Annotated in this window: 13 protein-coding genes; 9 read left to right on the top strand and 4 right to left on the bottom strand. The window is 36.5% G+C overall.

Annotated elements, in window-relative coordinates; translation table 11 throughout:
* Positions 1-14: 14 nt before the first annotated feature.
* Positions 15-2,051, bottom strand: coding sequence for a choline transporter (locus AC1M9E_RS07460; protein WP_035268654.1), 2,037 nt, complete (start codon positions 2,049-2,051; stop codon positions 15-17).
* 248 nt (positions 2,052-2,299) lie between these two features.
* Between AC1M9E_RS07460 and betI the strand changes: the two genes are divergently transcribed.
* Genes betI through AC1M9E_RS07440 form a run of 4 tightly spaced genes read left to right on the top strand, consistent with a single transcriptional unit; the run spans position 2,300 to position 6,862 of the window.
* Positions 2,300-2,881 (top strand): transcriptional regulator BetI, encoded by a 582-nt coding sequence (gene betI, locus AC1M9E_RS07455; protein WP_481607323.1) that lies wholly within the window; start codon positions 2,300-2,302, stop codon positions 2,879-2,881.
* Between the two features lie 33 nt (positions 2,882-2,914).
* Positions 2,915-4,390, top strand: coding sequence for a betaine-aldehyde dehydrogenase (betB, locus tag AC1M9E_RS07450; RefSeq protein ID WP_481607324.1), 1,476 nt, complete (start codon positions 2,915-2,917; stop codon positions 4,388-4,390).
* A 10-nt stretch (positions 4,391-4,400) separates the two neighbouring features.
* The gene (betA, locus tag AC1M9E_RS07445; RefSeq protein WP_481592578.1) at positions 4,401-6,068 is read left to right on the top strand and encodes a choline dehydrogenase; all 1,668 of its coding nucleotides are present in this window, start codon (positions 4,401-4,403) and stop codon (positions 6,066-6,068) included.
* Between the two features lie 14 nt (positions 6,069-6,082).
* Positions 6,083-6,862: a TorF family putative porin gene (locus AC1M9E_RS07440; RefSeq protein WP_481607505.1), complete on the top strand. Its 780-nt coding sequence runs from the start codon at positions 6,083-6,085 to the stop codon at positions 6,860-6,862.
* Between the two features lie 858 nt (positions 6,863-7,720).
* On the opposite strand, the gene AC1M9E_RS07435 is transcribed toward AC1M9E_RS07440, so the two are convergent.
* The gene (locus AC1M9E_RS07435) at positions 7,721-8,866 is read right to left on the bottom strand and encodes an RICIN domain-containing protein (protein ID WP_488224642.1); all 1,146 of its coding nucleotides are present in this window, start codon (positions 8,864-8,866) and stop codon (positions 7,721-7,723) included.
* A gap of 246 nt (positions 8,867-9,112) precedes the next feature.
* Here AC1M9E_RS07435 and zigA point away from each other — a divergent pair, with 246 nt between their 5' ends.
* Positions 9,113-10,333 (top strand): zinc metallochaperone GTPase ZigA, encoded by a 1,221-nt coding sequence (zigA, locus tag AC1M9E_RS07430; RefSeq protein WP_488224641.1) that lies wholly within the window; start codon positions 9,113-9,115, stop codon positions 10,331-10,333.
* Between the two features lie 17 nt (positions 10,334-10,350).
* Here zigA and AC1M9E_RS07425 read toward each other — a convergent pair whose 3' ends face one another.
* Both AC1M9E_RS07425 and AC1M9E_RS07420 read right to left on the bottom strand, forming a co-directional pair.
* Entirely contained in the window at positions 10,351-11,049 is a 699-nt protein-coding gene (locus AC1M9E_RS07425) for a DUF1826 domain-containing protein (protein ID WP_481595260.1), read from the bottom strand.
* 207 nt (positions 11,050-11,256) lie between these two features.
* On the bottom strand, positions 11,257-11,493 hold the full coding sequence (locus AC1M9E_RS07420) for a VF530 family protein (RefSeq protein WP_481595261.1): 237 nt from the start codon (positions 11,491-11,493) through the stop codon (positions 11,257-11,259).
* Between the two features lie 261 nt (positions 11,494-11,754).
* Here AC1M9E_RS07420 and AC1M9E_RS07415 point away from each other — a divergent pair, with 261 nt between their 5' ends.
* The 4 genes from AC1M9E_RS07415 to AC1M9E_RS07400 all read left to right on the top strand — a co-directional run bounded on the left by AC1M9E_RS07415 (position 11,755) and on the right by AC1M9E_RS07400 (position 16,988).
* Positions 11,755-12,330, top strand: coding sequence for a DUF6037 family protein (locus AC1M9E_RS07415; RefSeq protein WP_481595262.1), 576 nt, complete (start codon positions 11,755-11,757; stop codon positions 12,328-12,330).
* A 610-nt stretch (positions 12,331-12,940) separates the two neighbouring features.
* Complete coding sequence (locus tag AC1M9E_RS07410; protein ID WP_481595263.1) at positions 12,941-13,282, top strand: helix-turn-helix domain-containing protein; 342 nt, start codon at positions 12,941-12,943, stop codon at positions 13,280-13,282.
* Between the two features lie 432 nt (positions 13,283-13,714).
* Positions 13,715-15,127 (top strand): amidase, encoded by a 1,413-nt coding sequence (locus AC1M9E_RS07405; protein ID WP_481607327.1) that lies wholly within the window; start codon positions 13,715-13,717, stop codon positions 15,125-15,127.
* 115 nt (positions 15,128-15,242) lie between these two features.
* The gene (locus AC1M9E_RS07400; RefSeq protein WP_481607328.1) at positions 15,243-16,988 is read left to right on the top strand and encodes a SulP family inorganic anion transporter; all 1,746 of its coding nucleotides are present in this window, start codon (positions 15,243-15,245) and stop codon (positions 16,986-16,988) included.
* The last annotated feature ends 77 nt before the right edge of the window (positions 16,989-17,065 follow it).

Raw genomic sequence — 17,065 nt, 5'->3', positions numbered from 1 at the left:
TGAGCTACTACTAACTAAATGTCACGATCCGGAAATTGTGGACGTTTACCTGGGCTGATTCGGTTAATATGAAGGTACATCATATGACGTTCATATTTGTCCAAAATGTCGTTAATCACTTGTTCTTTGTTGTATCCGACCAAATCATTACCTTGCGAACCTTCAAACAAGTAACTTTCTAAACGATAGTAATAACGCTTTGTTCGTTTAGCACGGGTACTAAAGTTAGGGGTGTCATAACGAACGGGCCAAATCTCATATACGAAATTTTCTTCTTCATTCAAGTGAATAATGAGGTCCAAATGATAAAGCTCAGCATTATCTTCAAGAGGCTTAGTATTCACATCGACTTTGACACCTTTGGATAAAAGTTCCTGTGCCACGGCATCCATTGCAGGTTTACACACGTCATCTAACATTTTTAATGTTTGTTCATGGCTTGGGTGCAGCATTACGCGACTGAGTCGCTTTTTCCAATTGAGAATATCCACATTGCCCACGACTGGCGCAGCATTTAAGCTAGTACTGGCTTGTCTGAAATCTTCCAATCTCAAGGATTTGTACAAACCCGCCATCACAAAGAATATGACAAAGCTAAAAGGCAGACCCATGATGATGGTTGTGTTCTGTAAGGCAGTAATACCATTTGCCATCAGCATCGCTAAGGTTAATAAACCAATGGCTATAGCCCAAAATACGCTAAGCCATCTTGGAGAGTCATGCTCGATATTGGTGAATTTTGTCGTGAAATTACCCAAAACAAGAGCGCCTGAGTCTGCAGAAGTAACGTAAAATAATAATCCTGTAATTGTTGCTATACCTGCTAAGAACGTAAAACCAGGATATTGTGCAAGTAGGTCATAGAAACCATGCGCTGGATTTTCTAAAACGGTAGTTGCGAGTTGCGCATTGCCATCAAAAATTACATTGTGAAGCGCACTATTTCCAAAGATGGATAGCCAAGTCAGTGTAAATAGTAGCGGAATAATCAACGTACCAAATACAAATTCACGAATGGTACGACCACGAGAAATTCGTGCTAAAAACAGACCGACAAATGGCGACCATGCAATCCACCAAGCCCAAAAGAAAAGCGTCCAACTGTTCATCCATTCTTTAGGTTGTTCGAATGGAAAACTCATTAAACTCAATTTTGGGAATTGACTGAGGTAATCACCTAAATTTTGGATTAAGCCTGCGAGTAAGAATTCTGTATTACCAATCAAAAGAATAAAGAGGAGTAATCCAATCGAGACATAGATATTGATTTCGGAAAGTACGCGAATCCCTTTATTCACACCTGCCGTTACTGAAATTACAGTAATGACTACCGCGATCCCGATTAGACCAGCTTGAATCCACAAATTTTCAGGTAGATCGAAGAGAACATGAAGACCATAATTGAGTTGTACGACACCAATACCACAGGTAGTCGCGATACCAAAAATCGTACCTAAGACGGCAGCTGTATCTACAGTGTGACCTATAGGGCCGTTAATTTTTTTCCCAAAAATAGGGTAGAGAGCTGAACGGATCGTAAGCGGAAGGTTATAACGATAACTGAAGTAACCTAAGGCTACACCAACTAATGCATACATACTCCAACCAGTTAAACCATAATGAAACAAAGTCCATACCATGGACTGACGTGCTGCTTCAAAGGTTTGTCCTTCACCTACAGGTGGGTTCATGTAATGCGATAAAGGTTCAGCCACGGAAAAGAACATGAGATCAATACCAATACCCGCAGAAAAGAGCATTGCAGACCAACTCAGTAAACTAAATTCAGGCTTAGAGTGTTTAGGTCCTAATTTAATTTCACCATATCGAGAGCATGCGATAAATACAATAAAGACAAAATAGAGTGTCGCAGCAAGCAGGTAATACCAACTGAACGTTCTGCTTACCCAATCGAGGGTTTGTGTAATGACGTTATTAGCAGCTTCATTAAACAAAATTGTGGTGATCGAAAACAAAAGTATCAATGATGCTGATACATAGAACACGACCTTATTCAAACTATCCTGCGTTTGATCATTTTTGTTATGCATAAATCAGTGACCATTCAATGAGTAATGAAATGATCTACAGCGCAGTTCGATTTATATCCTGATAGAAGCTTGCTTGATCCACAATTACAAACTTTTGCAAATACAAAACAAACTGAGCTGTACATCATGGAAGTAATAGCACTATAATTTTTATTGATTGAACGTTCAATTAAAAAAACGTTTACTAATGTTACAGCGTTCTTATTGATAAACGCTGATTATAATCTCCTGTAGGTTTAGGTCATCTTATGCCAAAAGTTGGTATGCAACCCATTCGTCGTCAACAATTGATTGATGCCACTCTCTCCACTGTGAATGAGCTCGGTTTTGCTGATGCATCCATTCAACAGATCGCGCAAAGAGCAGGTGTCTCCACGGGCATTATTAGTCATTATTTTGGTGGCAAGAATGGATTGATTGAGGCAACCATGCGCTATTTACTACAGCAACTTGGAGAAAGTGTAAGGGATCTAAAATCAGAGGTTGGGCATTCTCCAGAAGATCGTTTAATGGCGATTGTTAAAGCGAATTTTGCAACTCCTCAGACCAATCAAGCCGCGATGAAAGTATGGCTCGCGTTTTGGGCTATTAGTTTGCATCAACCCGATCTACAACGATTACAGCAAGTGAATCACTGTCGGCTACATTCAAATTTAAAACATGAGTTTTTAAAACGTTTAAGCCCCATAAAAGCTGAACAAGCAGCCCAAGGGTTGGCTGCATTAATTGATGGGTTCTGGTTAAGGGGCGCATTAACAAGAAGTGAGATTGAAACCGATCTTTCTATCCGTCTTTGCCATGCCTTTATCCAGCAGCAACTTACACAATAATTTTTAATATTTACTATATCTGAGGCTAATCGTATGAATAAATTCCCGTTACAACGTCCTTATATTCATGGACAATTCGTCGATGCTCAATCAGGTCAAACTTTTGATTCGATTAATCCAGCCACGGGTCAAGTTCTTGCGACCATTCAAGCATGTTCTCAACAGGATGTGGATCAAGCCATTCTATCTGCCCAACAAGGACAGAAAATTTGGGCAGAAATGACTTTTATGCAGCGTTCAAGAATTTTAAATAAAGCTGTAGCTATTTTACGTGAAAGAAATGATGAACTTGCCACCATTGAGTCCTTAGATAGTGGGAAAGCCTATAGTGAAACATCGACTGTAGATATTGTGACAGGTGCTGATGTACTCGAATACTACGCTGGAATTTTACCTGTACTCGAGGGTCAACAGATTCCTTTAAGAACAGATTCATTTGTCTATACACGACGTGAACCTTTGGGAATTGTAGCTGGTATAGGAGCATGGAATTATCCAATTCAAATTGCCTTATGGAAGTCAGCACCTGCTTTGGCGGCGGGGAATGCAATGATTTTCAAAGCCAGCGAGATTACCCCATTAACAGCCTTTAAATTGGCAGAAATTTATACCGAAGCTGGAGTGCCAGATGGGGTATTCAATGTTGTAACAGGGGGCGGTGATATTGGTGCCTATTTAAGCCAGCATGTAGATATTGCGAAAATTTCATTTACTGGTGGTGTGAGCACTGGAAAAAAAGTGATGGCTCAAGCTGCTGAATCCAGTCTTAAAGAAGTCACGATGGAGTTGGGTGGGAAGTCACCATTAATTATTTGTGAAGATGCAGATTTAGACTTAGCTGCAGATATTGCAATGATGGCAAATTTCTATAGTTCTGGACAGGTTTGTACGAATGGGACACGAGTATTTATTCCAGAATCATTACAGCCAAAATTTGAAGAAAAGCTATTAGAACGTATTTCTTATATCCGCTTAGGTAATCCGCTTGATCCAGAAACAAATTTTGGACCAGTATCTAGCTTTGCGCATATGAATAAAATTTTGGCATTCATCGATTCTGCTAAAAGGGAGGGAGCACGTTTAGTGTGTGGTGGTTCTAGAGCAACAGATGATCATTTAAAAAAAGGTGCTTTTGTACTGCCTACAATCTTCAGTGATTGTCGAGATGAGATGACCATTGTTCAAGAGGAAATCTTCGGTCCTGTGATGAGTATTTTGACATATACATCAGAAGAAGAAGTGATTCGTCGCGCTAATAATACTTCTTATGGATTGGCTGCTGGCGTGGTTACCCCTGATATTGTCAAAGCACATCGAATCATCCACCAAATTGAAGCAGGTATATGTTGGATCAATACGTGGGGTGAATCGCCAGCTGAAATGCCAGTCGGTGGCTATAAGCATTCTGGTGTAGGAAGAGAGAATGGTTTAACGACTTTACAACACTACACGCAAATCAAATCGGTACAAGTGGAATTAAGTCCATTTCAATCTGTATTTAAAGCCTAAGGAGAACACTATGACATATGATTACATTATCATAGGTGCAGGTTCTGCTGGGAATGTACTTGCAGCGAGACTCACCGAAGATCCAGATATTAAAGTTCTGCTCCTTGAAGCGGGTGGCCCTGACTACCGTTTAGATTTTAGAACTCAAATGCCTGCTGCTTTGGCTTATCCTTTACAAGGTCGACGTTATAATTGGGCATATTTGACCGATCCAGAACCCCATATGAATAACCGCCGTATGGAATGTGGACGTGGTAAAGGTTTAGGTGGTTCATCATTAATTAACGGTATGTGTTATATCCGTGGGAATGCCATGGATTTAGAGCAATGGTCTCAAATGAAAGGACTCAGTCATTGGCGCTATGCTGAATGTTTACCTTACTATAAAAAAGCAGAGTCTAGAGATATTGGTGCAAATGAATATCACGGTGATCAAGGCCCAGTAAGTGTTGCTACGCCAAAGTCAGACAATAATGAGTTATTTCATGCAATGGTTGAAGCGGGTGTGCAAGCTGGATATCCACGTACGGATGATTTAAATGGATACCAACAAGAAGGCTTTGGTCCAATGGATCGTACGGTGACACCTCAAGGCAGACGTTCCAGTACCGCTCGTGGCTATTTAGATATGGCTAAAGGTCGTCAGAATTTAACGATTATTACGCATGCCACAACCAATCGAATCTTATTTGAAAAAAAACAAGCTATCGGTGTTGAATACATTCTTGGTCAAGATGTAACTAATTTACACAAGGTCTATGCTGAGCGAGAAGTATTGCTGTGCGCAGGTGCTATTGCATCGCCTCAAATTTTACAGCGCTCTGGGGTAGGAGCTAAGTCATTATTAGAGTCACTGGATGTAAAGGTTGTGCAAGATTTACCGGGAGTGGGTGAAAATCTGCAAGATCATTTAGAAATGTATCTTCAATACCAATGTAAGAAGCCCGTCAGTCTTTACCCTGCATTAAAATGGTATAACCAACCTAAAATTGGCGCTGAATGGCTGTTTTTGGGTAAAGGAATTGGTGCAAGCAATCAGTTTGAAGCAGGTGGATTCATTCGCTCTAGTGATGAGTTTGAGTGGCCGAATCTCCAGTATCACTTTTTACCAATTGCAATTAACTACAATGGTACCAATGCAATCAATGAACATGGTTTTCAAGCACATGTTGGATCTATGCGATCGCCGTCAAGAGGAAGAATTCGCTTAACCTCGAAAAATCCTTTTGATCATCCGAGCATTTTATTTAACTACATGAGCACTGAACAAGATTGGCGCGAATTCCGTGATGCAGTGAGAATTACACGAGAAATTATGCATCAGCCTGCATTAGATCAGTATCGAGGTAGAGAAATTAGTCCAGGTTCAGCATTAAAAACAGATCAGCAAATTGATGAATTTGTAAAAAATCATGCAGAAACAGCGTATCATCCTTCGTGTAGCTGTAAAATGGGTGAAGATGATTTAGCTGTTGTAGATGGTTACGGTCGTGTCCATGAAATAGATGGGTTGCGAGTGGTCGATGCTTCTATCATGCCGCTGATTATTACTGGTAATCTCAATGCAACGACGATCATGATGGCCGAGAAGATTGCTGATCACATTCGTAATCGACCTGCTTTAACCCCTTCAGATGCACCATTTTATCGTGCAGAAACTTCACCCTTATTTTCTTAATTATAAATTTTATGATGATTAAAACGACTCAAGCAGTGCTGTTGAGCACTGCTAGCTTTATTATTTTACCCAGTTATGCAAACTCTACGAATCAAGAAACAAATTCACCAATTCAATTTGATGGATATGTCACATTAACCTCCAAATACATTTCACGTGGTTTAACAAATGCACCAGAAAATGATGACCTCGCAATTCAAACAGGTCTAAACCTCAGTTATAACAACTTCTATGTCGGGTATTGGGGGTCTACATTAGGCTACTCTTATGCTGAACTTCAAGGTGATAAGCGCCGTAAAACTGATAAATTAGAGCACGACTTTATTGTCGGCTATAGTTTTGATACTGGTAGGACAAATTGGAATATTTGGAATGCCACTTATTTCTATCCGAACACGTCAAATACAACTTCCAATGAAATGGGGGTAACTGCCACACACCAATTCAATGATAAAAACTCTTTATCAACCAGTTTATCTGCATATACATATGATGTCGTGTATGCAAACCAAGGGGATACTTATCTAAACGTAATATATACCCACCAACTCAATGATAAATTATCTGCTACAGCAAGTGCTGCAGCGAGCTATTTTAATGATAATGGGAAATATGAAGGTCTAGAGCTCGGTGATACAAAACGAGAATTTGCTTATCGCTTCTCATCTATCGGGCTAGATTATGCCTTGACACCAGAACTCGGATTGATTGGACAATATATTTTTGGTGGTAAGAACCGCTATAACGAAAAACAGAAAAATTTAGGTGTAGTGGCTTTCACCTATAGTTTCTAATTTAAGAAAATCTTCAAATGCTTAGGCTTAAATTTTGAATACCAAAATAGCCTAAGCAAAAATGTAATTTTTAAATTAGACTCATCAATAAATAAAATATCGACATATCAAAGATTATTAGTAAAAAATTTATCAACTTAGTGTTTATTTAATAAGTGATAGAAGTAAAGCATTGACCAAAAATAGGTCATGAATATGACGAGGAGAGTAAAATTTTACGCAATTTTTTCACAAGAATTTATTTAGAAATAGTTCTTGTGAAAAAAGTTCACTAAGATTTTTTGATGTTACATAGATGACTATGCTCAAGTATTAACTGATTTCAGCCAAATTCATAAATCAACTAGATATCCTATAATTTATAATTCATGAAGGACAATGGATTAAAAAAATAGAACTATGAATGTTCATAATAAACATGAGGTTAGAATTTGATTCTCTCCAATATTAAAATAGGGCTTTTGATTTCTATCTTCAGAGATAAATAACTAAACGTCTAATCTCATTTATTAAGTTTTAATATTTTGAAGAATTTTGTTCTCATCATTAACGGCGCTATCGGAAAAATAGCAAAGATTTATGAAGAATATTTTTAATTGTTTTTATTTTATTGCTGTCATCAATATTACAAATATACCTTAGACAATATCTCCCTAAAATCATTGAACTTATTTCGCTTTTTGAGCCAGTATTAAGAATGCTTTTAACCTGAGTGAGCTGGCTTATCTATGAGTAAAATCTCTAATTTAGATATCTAATTTTACTAAAATTAGTACGAGTCACTCAAAGAAAGCAAAAAATTAAAATTTCAGCATTAAAATTCAGAGCTTTAAATGCTAAAGCTCTGAAATTAATAAGTTAACGTGTAATTTTCCACGTTTGATATGAATTATTGCTTTGACATCCAATCATTTGTAGGCGTGCCATACTATTTGCACCATCAGCGGCATCAAGGCATAGACCTGTTTTTAAGTTGATATATTGGCTTGTATGGGGGCTATACATCCATCGTTGACTGCTATCATTATTGCACGGCGCAACTTTAACAAAATTATCTTTAACATCGCCCATCAAACAAGCATCCCGATGAGTTAAGTATAAACGATGTGTGTGATCCGTACTCAGACGTTGATTGCCGTTGTTGGGATCGCATGAATACAATCCCATTTGTTGACCACCATTCAAGCTATCTGCACAAAAACCTCGTGCACCATTTTTCAAAATGAAAGGTTTTTGCTGGGTGTAATTGGCATTATTCACAGTAGAAATGCAAGTAGAATCATCCGTGCAATGCGCTGATGCCGCTTGTACACAATTTCCATAAGTTTTAGTCGTTTGTGATTTAGACTTAATTGAAGAGTTTGCTATTGCAGAATAGGCGGCAGAAACAGATGTATGAACATCATTACAACTGTTATAGCCATAAATACCGTTGGGTTGTTGGTGCTGTCTGAAATTTTCGGTAAATGTAGCTAAACTATCAAAACCACCCCAGGTCTGAGGCACATTGATTTTTGCAATTTCAAGTTGTTTACCAGTACTCATGTCTTTAACAAAAGCTGAGACTGTACTGTCATTATTTTTCACAATCTTAAAATTATATTTCGTGCCTTCTTTCCATTCATAAGGTAAGTCACATTGAACGCCATCACCTTCATGATCAAATTGTCTGCAATACGCAGGGTATCCTGATTTCCAAGATGTCGTTTTCCAGATTGAGAAATTTAAATACTTCTCATCATTGCTTCGTTGCTGTAATCCAACATAACCGATATTTCCATTTTTTAATGAAAATTGATTGGCCCAAAATGTATTACCATCATTTCCTGGCTCATTGGTAATGATGATTTGATTTTCAAGTGTTGCAAAGCCGTTAGCCGGAATATTGTTCCAATGGTAGTCAGTAGAAACCATTCCGCCTGCAACCACGGCATACGTATTCGAAACTCCAAGTAACAGAGAAGTACTTAAAGTGGTACGAATAATAAGATTGATTAAATTCATTGTTATATACTCATATGATTATAAAAATTAAGACTTAGATTCTTTAGTTTTACTTATGATTCTACAGTGATGAATACAATTTAGAATCACTATAAATAAATTTTATTAAAGTTTAACTAAACATTAAACATGTTGAAATGTTATAACATAACAATTATGATTTAGTTACATCAAAAATCAAGATCATTCATTGATTGCAATAAGCGATCAAATGATGTGGTTGAACATTAAAACGAGTAACTCACCATGAATATTAATTCTTCACAACCGTATAAATTACCTGTCACTGTGCTATCTGGATTTCTTGGTGCAGGAAAAACCACACTTTTAAATCATATTTTAAATAATAGAGAAGGAAAACGTGTCGCAGTAATTGTGAACGATATGTCAGAAGTCAATATTGATGCGGCTTTAGTGAGAGAAGGTGGGGCGGAATTATCACGAACGGAAGAAAAACTCGTTGAAATGAGTAATGGATGTATTTGCTGTACTTTGAGAGAAGATTTATTAGTAGAAGTAAGACGATTAGCGGAAGAGAAAAAATTTGATCAACTCGTCATTGAATCTACCGGAATATCAGAGCCTCTACCTGTAGCCGAAACATTTACCTTTGAAGATGAAGACGGCGTATCTCTAAATGAGTACGCTCGTTTAGATACCATGGTGACCGTAGTCGATGCATTCAATTTTTTACGTGATTATCGTTCATATGATCTTCTACATGATCGTGGCGAATCACTTGGAGAATTTGACCAACGTACTGTTGTGGATTTACTGATAGATCAAATCGAATTTTGTGATGTTATTATTCTAAACAAAACTGATTTAATCGATGAGCATCAGAAGTCCCAGCTTTATGCGATTCTCAAAAAGCTTAACCCTAGAGCAAAAATTGAGTCATCTACATTTGGTCAGGTTGAACTCGATAAAATACTCAACACACAGCTTTTTAATTTTGATGAAGCCTCACAAGCACCTGGTTGGTTAAAAGAGTTGAGAGGAGAGCATAAGCCTGAAACTGAAGAATATGGAATCGAAAGTTTCGTATATAGAGCAAGAAGACCCTTTCACCCACAACGTTTTTACAATTTTATCCATTCAGAATGGAAAGGTGTTATACGCTCAAAAGGATTTTTTTGGCTTGCTGCGGAACCAACAATGGCTATGTCTTGGTCACAAGCTGGAGGTATGGCTCGGCATGGTCAAGCAGGATATTGGTGGGCTTCGGTACCACAAGAGGAATGGCCACAAGATACGCAATCTATTCAGGCAATTGAATCGAGTTGGCATCCGGAAACGGGTGATGCCAGACAGGAAATTGTTTTAATTGGTCAAGAGATGGATAAAGAGCAATTAATCCAAAATTTTGATCAATGTTTACTTACTGATTCGGAGATGAGTTTAGGACCAATCGTTTGGTGTAATTTCTTTAACCCATTTGAAACTGAAAAAGAATTACTCGCCTAAATTGAGCAAGGAATTCCTTAACATATTAAGAGTAATCTGAGTTGTCCTGCATTATCTTTTGGAGCACGGTGAACACAAGGAAGTACTTTCTGATCAGGATGATCTACAGCCAAACGCCAGAGATGACCAATTCCTAAATTTAAAGGTGTTGCACCATTTTTAGGTTGATAGTGAAGATCCATATAGGTCTCTGCAAGAAAATCGTCAAACTCATGGTCTTCGCCATCAAACAATGATTTAATTTTTTGACGGATTTCTGGGATATGAATTTTTTGTTCAACCTGATCATTGGAAATAATATCGCTAGCCGCCCCGTAATAGGTACACAGATATGTATCCGTTGCTAATGGCGATCGATCTACATGAAAAGAATATACATCAGTGCTGATAAAATCCAATTCTTCATCACGCTGATATTCTTTGATTAAGTTTAAAGACGGCGATGCACCCAATTCGGTGAGCAACATTATATCATTAATAATAACGTCTCTCGCTTTGCTTGCAGAGTCTGAAAGTTTGAGTTGCTCTAATTGTGCGATGGAAATTTCAGTAATATCTTCTATGAGTGTAAGTTTTTCAACGATTTCTTTGAAATTGTAATCTAAATGCCTATACCAACATAAAGCATTGACATGGTCTTCAAAAACTTCATTCGCTAATGCTTGGAAAGTATTCACCAATTTGGCTTGAGGATATGAGTGAATGAGTTCGAGCATATGATCTAAAACTTTTTAAAAACATATTATAGCTTTTAGCTCTAGACTTGATAAGACTGGATTTAGATGATTGATCGTCGTTCAATGTAGTAGGAGAGTGGGGCTTCCACCCATAACTACACGATGTGAACAAAAACGATAGATACTCATTAAGGCTATTCTACAATTGGGTATAAAAAGTTAAACATAGCTTAAGTTTTTTGTTGGCTAGAATTTATGTTTAGCTCTTTGACGGAGAACATACAAATATAAGCTTTCTACTTTTTCACGTGCCCATGGTGTAGTCCGTAGAAATCGTAAAGATGATTTAACACTCGGGTCGATGCAAAAACAACGAATTTCAATTTTACGACTTAATCCTTCAAAGCCTCCGTAGTAATCCAATAACTCATCTAAAATGTCAGCAAGTTTTTTGCCATGTAAAGGGTCATTGGAGGTGTTCATAGTAGATCAACTGAATTGTGTAAGATGAGCATTATAACCTGAGCTAGACAAAAATTGAGAACGTTGCTGTATATACTCAATGGTCCATCAAAAATTACAGATTGTGTTTTAGTTTTTTTAATTTTTCAAATTGAATTCTAATCATTCGTTGTTTTATGCAATGTAACAAGACATTAGCTAGTATTGGTGCGCTGTTAAAGATATCCTATTTAACATAAAATGAAGTTATGCGACTTCAGAATGACAAAAGAGAATTATTATATGAAATTAGATGGTCTGGTTCCTTTATTTAATAGTATGAGAAGCCAAGGCATTCAACGATATAAATTTAATTTTAGAAAAAATAATGTAATTTTTGATGTGTTCTTTTTTATTGATGAATCACCGTTTATTCTCTTATTTGGTGTTCGTATAAAAAATTTTAGTTTTGTTGTTGAAGTCCAAAATGGCTTTTTAATCAATGATAAACTTCCTAGAGAGACTTATAAAAAACTTTGTGAAGTTTTAGGTATTAAATACGATCCTTTAAATAAGTTTTCCCCATTTGCTTTTTTTAATGAGTTCAATAAGGCTATTCCAGCAATTGCTTTAGAAACACAACGTGTATCATCTCAAGACATAGCTATATATAAAAGGGATGTAGAAGATGCAGATAAAATTTACTTTTATGGTTGGAATGATAATACCAAAGATGGTGGGCAAGTTACAGAAAAAAATCTTTTAAAGACACGAGAGTATTTGGGTTATAAAGCCTATGAATGGTGTCGAAAGAAAAATATTAGCAGTCGATGGACTGACCGAGAAGAATATGCAAAAGAAGCAGTATTCAGATTGTAAATATTATAAAATTCAACTAGGAAATCATTTGTTACAAAAAAAATAATTTTAGGCATATAGATAGCAAACTGGTTAAATTTAAATCAAAATATCTTAAATGTCATGTTTTTATCTCATTATTCCCGCTTATTTCTGCATATTCAAGTGAATTTGACCCAAGGTATAGGGTTGCAGTAATACTCTCTTAGACGCTCTCTGCGTCACATCTAGACGCTACAAACTTCCACTGTCATAGCTTTTATAATAAAATCATCCCAATGCTCAACATATAGTGGTTGAGCGGTTACCTGTGTACTAGATATAGAAAAAGAACTAGGTGGCCGCCTAGTTCCCTTTCATTCAAATCTAGAACACAACAAACCTTTAAGTGAGAGACGGAGATCAAAAATGTCACTCTTAAAAGCGTTAAACGAAGTGTTGAAGTTTAGAATTACATCTTATTCAAAATTTAGTCAAGCTGAATTTCGTTCGAGATGCTCATTCAAAAAGCCTCGTGATTATAGCGAAAAGCAAATCGAATTGAAATGCTTTACCTATATTAATGCTAGTTTAATTTCACGAGTATGACACTATAGTGATCAAAGTCTCTCTGTAATAAGAGGATTCCATTATGGAATTTTTAGACTTTGGTGATATGCCAAAAATGACTCCAATTATCGGGAAACTCCCGAAATTGGGTACAAATAAAGCTGAAATCTTAATGTTTTTATTGTCTGGTGATCAGCCGACAAATAAACAAATGGGTAACAAGCTTGATTGTGTTAGTTCAGCAGCCCGTATTTGTGAATTAAGGCAAGATGGGTGGTTAATTGAAGCACACAAAATCCCTTATCGAACAGAAATGGGGAAAGATGTTTATTATTGCAAATACTATATTATGAATTTGCAAGATGTTTTAACACATCCAAGGGTGCAACAATTTATTGAATGGCATCGTAAACGTAAGCAATAATTTAGGTAAAAAGCATCGTAAGATGCTTTTTATTTGTCTAAAAAAAAGAGTCCACGCTATCTAATGGTGGACTCTAGTCTTAAATTTAAGAATAAAAGGGTAGTTAGTCTTCCTTACCCAAAACTTCTTCTCGGTATTTTACAACTTCTTCTGCTTTTAGATTCTTCAAGTGATATTTGATCAGAGCATGTAGTACATCTAATTCTTTCATCAAAAGTTTTTTTTCAAAGACGAGTTTTATCTAAGATTTCTTGATACTGAATTTTTAGCCATCACAAATTATATAAACCCATATTCAGGGTTGTTGTTCTAGATATCATATTTAACATAATATACATTATGCGAAATCGTTTTAATTCAATCTTTGGTCAATCGACAAATCAATATTTCATGTGTATACATATGCTTAGTCAATTTTAAAGAAAATCGATTATGGATAATCAAAAAAGAATTCACGCTTTCACGGATGATATATTAGGTACGAGTGATGCGATTGAGCTCTCAAACAGAATTCAATCTAAAGACATCTCAATTGATGAAGTTATAAGAGCTACGATTGAACGCGCAAAATTCGTAAATCCTCTGCTAAATGCAATTGAATTCGAAAACTTCGAACAAATACTTAAATCGCCTACTTTTAAACCAAATCAGATTTTTTCTGCAATCCCTACATTTATTAAGGATAATTTGGATCTTATTGGTTTTCCTACGCAACAAGGATCAACATCGTTCAAATCCAAGGAAAAGATCAAAAATTCTAAAATTACTCAACAAATGTTAGATACAGGCTTAATTGCACTGGGTAAATCCAAAATGCCTGAATTTGGCTTAAATGCTTCAACAGAATTTAAGTCTGGGGATTACACACGCAATCCTTGGCATACTGATTATTCGTGTGGAGCTTCTTCAGGTGGAGCTGCGGCACTAGTAGCTTCAGGCGTAGTACCAATTGCACATGCAAATGATGGTGGTGGTTCGATACGAATTCCTGCAGCAAATTGCGGTTTAATCGGTTTAAAGCCGACACGTGGTCGTTGGTATCCAAATGAAGGTTCGCAGTATTTACCAATTGACCTTGTTTCAGATGGTGTTTTAACACGTTCTGTGCGGGATACCGCGTTTTTCTTTGCTGAAATGGAAAAACGATATAAGCCAAAAAAATTACCCGAAATTGGCTTAATCCAGCATCCATCCAACAAACCTTTAAGGATTGGCCTTGTTTATGATTCATTACAAACCAATACTGATGCTGAGACCCGTCAAACTATTGAGTCTACTGCTCAATTACTCAGGAATTTAGGTCATCATATTGAAGAATTCTCACTTCCTATTCCAGATTCGTTTGTAGATGATTTCAGCCACTACTGGGGTTTTTTATCATTTATGATTCAACAGTTTGGAAAACCGCTACTTGGCAAAGATTTTAACGTGAATGAGTTAGATCATCTAACAGTTGGGCTTGCAAAATTGTACAAGAAAAACTTCTATAAAACTCCTTTATTTCTGTACCGTTTAAAGCAAATCCAGCGCATCTATCAACAAATCTTCCTGCAATATGATGTCATCCTTTCGCCAGTTTTAGCGCATGTGTCGCCTCAAATTGGATATCTTTCACCTCAACTCGAATTTGATGTTTTATTTGAGCGTTTAAGGAATTATGTGGCATTCACACCTATTCAAAATATCGCAGGTGCTCCAGCGATATCATTGCCGATGGGTATGACCAAATTAGATTCAAGACCGATAGGTATTCAGCTTTCTGCTGATTTGGGACAAGAGCGTTTACTTATAAATCTCGCTTATCAGCTTGAACAGATACAACCTTTTAAAAAAATATATGATTAAAATCATACATTAAGGATCATTAATCAAATTCTTGATGATCCTTATCAACAATACTCAGTGCTTGTTTATCACTTTTTATGCATAATATATACATAAATGTGATTTAGAGATTTGTATGGATTTAACGAAGCATTCTGTGGAACGAATCATCCCAGCTTGGAAATGGTTAAAAAAATACAATACTCAAGATTTTAAATCTGATTTTCTTGCATCTGTGATCGTGCTTGCAATGCTTGTACCACAAGGCATGGCATATGCCATGATTGCAGGCTTACCTCCAATTATGGGGTTATATGCCAGTATTATCCCTATGATTGCTTATGCATTGATTGGAGGGAGTACTACCCTTTCAATTGGTCCAGTTGCATTAATCTCCATGATGACTTTTGCTACATTACAGCCATTATATGAAGTGGGTTCACCAGTCTATATTCAAGCTGCCTATTTGCTAGCAGTAATGGTTGGCATAATTTCATTTTTATTGGGGCTATTTAGATTTGGTTTTTTGATTCGTCTCATTAGCCATCCTGTGATTAAGAGTTTTATCATTGCTTCAGCTGTCTTAATTGCATTAGGTCAAATAAAATTTATTCTTAATATTCCATTGCAATCCAGTAATTTAATCGAATTTTTTACGAGTTTGGCTCAATACATTTCTTTATATGATTTGGCCAGCTTATCTTTGGGTTTAGCTTCAATTTTAGCGCTCATTTATTTACCACAATTATTTAAAATTCCAGCATTTTCAAATCATCAAAAAATGATGCAATTTATACAAAAAGCATTACCATTATGCTTAGTGCTATTTTCAATCTTACTGGTTCAGTCCTTTGATTTAACTGCCTATGGAATTAAAACAGTAGGTGAAATTCCAAGTGGATTACCCCCGATTCAAATGCCGTACTGGACTTGGGACATGGTAAAAATATTGCTTCCTGGCGCAGTAATGATCGCTATGGTGAGTTTCGTTGAATCTATTTCGATCGCGCAAGCTACGGCTTTTCAATCACGTAGCAATTTGAACAGTAATCAAGAGCTTGTTGCACTCGGTGTTGCAAATTTTGGCGCTGGAATCAGTGGCGCATTTCCTGTCACTGGTAGCTTATCACGTACAGTGGTCAATGCTGATGCTGGTGCTAAAACACCTATGGCTGGGGTTTTATCCTCGCTACTTATTATTGTGGTCAGTCTATATTTTACAAGCCTATTTGAATATTTACCTTTAGGAGTATTGGCTGCAACAATCATTGTGTCGATATGGAAACTTGTTGAAATTAAACCTTTTATAGCGGCTTGGAAATATTCTAAAGCAGATGGTTTAGCAATGGCACTCACATTTTTAGGAGTGCTGTGTATAGATATTACGACAGGCTTAATGGTGGGTATTATTTCAACATTTGTGTTGCTGTTGTGGAGAATTAGTCGTCCACATATTGCAGTGATTGGTCTCGTTGAAGGCACGCAGCATTTTAGAAATATTTCAAGGCACCAGGTTATTACCAGTAAAAGGCTTGTTTCGGTGAGAATTGATGAAAATTTGAGTTTTCTCAATGCAAACACCCTGAAGGAATTTATTATTTCAGAGGTTAGCCAACATGATGAGCTTCAACATGTTGTCATTAACTGTTCCAGTATTAGTAATATTGACTATTCAGCTTTAGAGACTCTTGAAGAAATGAATTCTGAGTTATCTAAACTCAATATTCAACTACACTTAAGCGAAGTTAAAGGTCCTGTTATGGATCGCTTAAATTCAACCAATTGGATACAACATCTGACAGGTAAAATATACCTCACTCATTTCCAAGCAGTGTATGAATTAGACCCGCATTTCAGCGAAAATAAATCATCTTTTGCATAAGAATTTGATATTTTTAAGTAAGAATTATCAAAAAAAATCCAGTGATTTGATTCACTTAATTTTTATTATGAATAAGT

It is taken from the genome of Acinetobacter sp. 24-47-47 (genome assembly GCF_057737035.1).
Note: the sequence above shows the minus strand (reverse complement) of the source record. Positions and strands in the feature narration are given on the sequence as shown.

Excerpts from the sequence above, each read along its gene's own strand:
- AC1M9E_RS07460 (WP_035268654.1), bottom strand. The coding sequence starts at position 2,051 with ATGCATAACAAAAATGATCAAACGCAGGATAGTTTGAATAAGGTCGTG.
- betI (WP_481607323.1), top strand. The coding sequence starts at position 2,300 with ATGCCAAAAGTTGGTATGCAACCCATTCGTCGTCAACAATTGATTGAT.
- betB (WP_481607324.1), top strand. The coding sequence starts at position 2,915 with ATGAATAAATTCCCGTTACAACGTCCTTATATTCATGGACAATTCGTC.
- betA (WP_481592578.1), top strand. The coding sequence starts at position 4,401 with ATGACATATGATTACATTATCATAGGTGCAGGTTCTGCTGGGAATGTA.
- AC1M9E_RS07440 (WP_481607505.1), top strand. The coding sequence starts at position 6,083 with ATGATTAAAACGACTCAAGCAGTGCTGTTGAGCACTGCTAGCTTTATT.
- AC1M9E_RS07435 (WP_488224642.1), bottom strand. The coding sequence starts at position 8,866 with ATGAATTTAATCAATCTTATTATTCGTACCACTTTAAGTACTTCTCTG.
- zigA (WP_488224641.1), top strand. The coding sequence starts at position 9,113 with ATGAATATTAATTCTTCACAACCGTATAAATTACCTGTCACTGTGCTA.
- AC1M9E_RS07425 (WP_481595260.1), bottom strand. The coding sequence starts at position 11,049 with ATGCTCGAACTCATTCACTCATATCCTCAAGCCAAATTGGTGAATACT.
- AC1M9E_RS07420 (WP_481595261.1), bottom strand. The coding sequence starts at position 11,493 with ATGAACACCTCCAATGACCCTTTACATGGCAAAAAACTTGCTGACATT.
- AC1M9E_RS07415 (WP_481595262.1), top strand. The coding sequence starts at position 11,755 with ATGAAATTAGATGGTCTGGTTCCTTTATTTAATAGTATGAGAAGCCAA.
- AC1M9E_RS07410 (WP_481595263.1), top strand. The coding sequence starts at position 12,941 with ATGGAATTTTTAGACTTTGGTGATATGCCAAAAATGACTCCAATTATC.
- AC1M9E_RS07405 (WP_481607327.1), top strand. The coding sequence starts at position 13,715 with ATGGATAATCAAAAAAGAATTCACGCTTTCACGGATGATATATTAGGT.
- AC1M9E_RS07400 (WP_481607328.1), top strand. The coding sequence starts at position 15,243 with ATGGATTTAACGAAGCATTCTGTGGAACGAATCATCCCAGCTTGGAAA.